Origin of the sequence: Protofrankia sp. CiP1_Cm_nod1, assembly GCF_920888515.1 — a bacterium.
In the GTDB taxonomy this organism is placed as follows: domain Bacteria; phylum Actinomycetota; class Actinomycetes; order Frankiales; family Frankiaceae; genus Protofrankia.
The window spans coordinates 1-2,902 of the sequence record NZ_CAKKTM010000369.1 but is presented as its reverse complement, the minus strand read 5'-3'; the positions used below and the strand labels follow the sequence as shown (position 1 = coordinate 2,902).

Genomic DNA, 2,902 nt, shown 5'->3' with positions numbered 1-2,902 from the left:
GACTGGTCGTCGGCAGCGTCAGATGTGTATAAGAGACAGGCCTGGGGGCTGGCGTGGCGGGTCCGGCGGGCGGTCCGGGGGCTGGCGTGGCGGGTCCGGCGGGCGGCCTGGGGGTGGGCCGGCCGAACGTGGCGGTGGTGCGGGCGGACGGGCGGGCGGCGCCGCTGCGCCCCGGCAGCGCCGACCGGGTGCTCGTCGACGTGCCCTGTACAGGCCTGGGTGCGCTGCGCCGCCGGCCGGAGGCCCGCTGGCGCCGTACGCCGGCGCAGGTCGCGCCCCTGTCCCGCCTGCAACGGCAGCTGCTGACCGCCGCCGTCGACCTGGCGCGCCCCGGCGGGGTGGTCGGGTATGTGACCTGCTCGCCGCATCCGGCCGAGACCGTCGAGGTCGTGATGGACGTGGTGGCGCGGCTGGCGGCGCGCGGCGACGGCGTGTCCGTCCTGGACGCGCGGGAGTACCTGCCCGAGGTGCCGGATCTCGGCGACGGCCCGTTCGTACAGCTGTGGCCGCACCGGCACGGCACCGACGCGATGTTCCTGGCCCTGCTGCGCCGTTCCTAGCGCGCCGGTCAAGCAGCGCGGATCCCGTCCATGACAACCCGTACAGGCCACGGCCACCCGTACAGGCCATGATCCAGACAATTTTGTCGTTGTGTACGTTTTTTTAGCTGCAAAAGCGTACACAACGACAAAATTACGCCGATCTTCTCCGGTGGCCGGCGCCCCTCGAAGCGCGTCACCGCTCGCGGGGATACGTACGGTTACCTGACTGGCGCTCCAGAGCTTTCTGGCCCTGCTGTGCCGTTCCCGGTGCACCGGCCGGATGGTTCCCGCCAGCCCGGCGCCGAACAGCAGCCTCGGGGTGGCTGCTGTGCCGTTCCCGGCGCACCGGCTGGATGGTCGCCCGTCCGCTATCCCGGTCGGGAAGGCGTCCTGGTCGGGAAGGCGAGGGTGGAGACGACCGCCGGAGCGGCCGCCCGTCCCCTCGCCCTCGCGATCCGGCACGCGACGGCGTCCGATCATGGGTTTCCGGCCGGCTTCGGGATGGCTCTGTGTGCCGGGGACCCGATCGGTTGCGCCCCGCCCCGCCCCGCTCGCTCCGCCGGGGCGGGGCGGGAGCGGGCTGGCTGGCCTGTCCTGCCGCGGCCTGGCGGGTGGTCGGGTGACGGTTGTCAGGATCAGCTGGCGGGTGGGAGCGGGCTGGCTGGCCTGTCCCTGCCGCGGCCCGGCGGGTGGGAGCGGGCTGGCTGGCCTGTCCCTGCCGCGGCCCGGCGGGTGGCTGGGCGACGGTCGCCAGGATCAGGGGACCTGGGCCTTGACGCAGCCGGCGGCGCTGCAGGCGATGGAGCGCCAGTAGTGGACGCCGTTCACGTCCCAGCTCAGGGCTCCCCAGATGGAGCCGGTGCTGGTGTCGGAGCACCAGCCGCCGGTGGGCGCGTCGCCGATCGACGCCGTCCGTCCCAGGTCGTTGCCCTGCCTGACGGTGCCGGCCTCCCCGGCCACGTTGGTCTTGCCGTTGGCCTGGAGATTGGCCAGGCGCACCTGGTAGGTGTTCTGGTTCTGCCAGATCTCGACACGAGCCCCCGGGCCGGCGTGCTGTTCCCGCAGGGTCCACGGCGCGTAAGGCTGCCCGCACAGGTTCTGGACCCGGTCCTGGGGCTGCCCGGGGCTCTCGCTCTGGGTGGGGCTTTCCGTCGGGCTCTGGGTCTGGTCGGGGCTCTGCGTGGCGGTCGACGTCGGGCTCTGTGTCGGGGTGAGGGCCGGGACCGGCGGCAGGGTGGGGGTCTGGGCCCGCGCGGGTGTGGCCGCCAGCGGCAGGCCGACCGCCAGCGCGGCAGTGGTCACCAGCGTCGTCAGGATCACAGCCGGCCGGCGTCGTGCCGCGGCCGGGCCATGTGGGATGACATGCACTATTCGGTATCCTTTCTCCACCCGGAACTGCGGACGCAGAGTAGCCACGTCCACGCTGTGCGTTTCCGTTCCGGTGCGAAAGTTCCCTTCAGGCGCCCCTGGCAGACCTGCGGCCAGCGTCTTCACCCCTTCCGGGTCTGCCCGCCCCCACGGGCGCCGGCTTCCCGTCATCCGGCTTCCCGTCATCCGGCTTCCCGCCATCCGGCCGGTGCGTCGTCCTGGGGCTGGATGACCGCCACAGGAGTGGGTGGGGCGGGGGTGGGGCGGGGATGGGCCGATACGCTCGTGGGTGTGGCAACCGCGCAGATCTATCCGAGCCTGCTGGCGGCCGATTTCGGGCGGGTCGCCGACGCCGCGCGCGCGGTCGAGGGCCACGCCGACTGGCTGCACGTCGACGTCATGGACTACCACTTCGTCCCCAACCTGGCGTTCGCGCCGGACACGGTGACCGCCCTGCGCACGGTCACCACCACCCCGCTCGACTGCCATCTGATGATCGGCGACCCGGACCGCTGGGCCGCCGGCTACGCCGAGCGGGGCGCGGCGAACGTGACCATCCACGCCGAGGCCGTCCATGACCTGCCCCGCACGACCGACGCCATCCGGGCCGCCGGCGCGCGCACCGGGCTCGCCGTCAAACCGGCCACCCCGGTCGAGCGTTATGTCGACGACCTGCACCGTTTCGACCTGCTGCTGCTGATGACCATCGAGCCCGGGTTCGGCGGCCAGAAGTTCATGGACGAGGTCCTGCCGAAGATCGAGGCGGCTCGGCGGCTGCTGGACGACCGGGGGCTCGACCTGTGGCTGCAGATCGACGGCGGGGTCAACGCCGAGACCATCGAACGGGCCGCGCGGGCCGGGGTGGACGTCTTCGTCGCCGGCACCGCCGTCTACGGCGCCGCCGACCCGGCCGCGGCGCTGGAGGCGCTGCGCGCGCAGGCGCTGGCCGCCGCCCCCCGGCTGGTGGCACCGGTCCCCGGGAAGGGCTGACC

The 2,902-nt window shown here is 73.3% G+C and carries 2 protein-coding genes and 1 pseudogene; 2 read left to right on the top strand and 1 reads right to left on the bottom strand.

Annotated elements, in window-relative coordinates; genetic code table 11:
* Positions 1-53: 53 nt before the first annotated feature.
* Positions 54-560, top strand: a pseudogene (locus tag NBX02_RS16600) (rRNA cytosine-C5-methyltransferase); the annotation flags it as partial.
* Between the two features lie 738 nt (positions 561-1,298).
* On the opposite strand, the gene NBX02_RS16595 reads toward NBX02_RS16600, so the two are convergent.
* Positions 1,299-1,964: a hypothetical protein gene (locus NBX02_RS16595; RefSeq protein WP_250292087.1), complete on the bottom strand. Its 666-nt coding sequence runs from the start codon at positions 1,962-1,964 to the stop codon at positions 1,299-1,301.
* Between the two features lie 237 nt (positions 1,965-2,201).
* On the opposite strand from NBX02_RS16595, the gene rpe reads away from it, so the two are divergent.
* Positions 2,202-2,900, top strand: coding sequence for a ribulose-phosphate 3-epimerase (gene rpe / locus NBX02_RS16590; protein ID WP_250287518.1), 699 nt, complete (start codon positions 2,202-2,204; stop codon positions 2,898-2,900).
* The last annotated feature ends 2 nt before the right edge of the window (positions 2,901-2,902 follow it).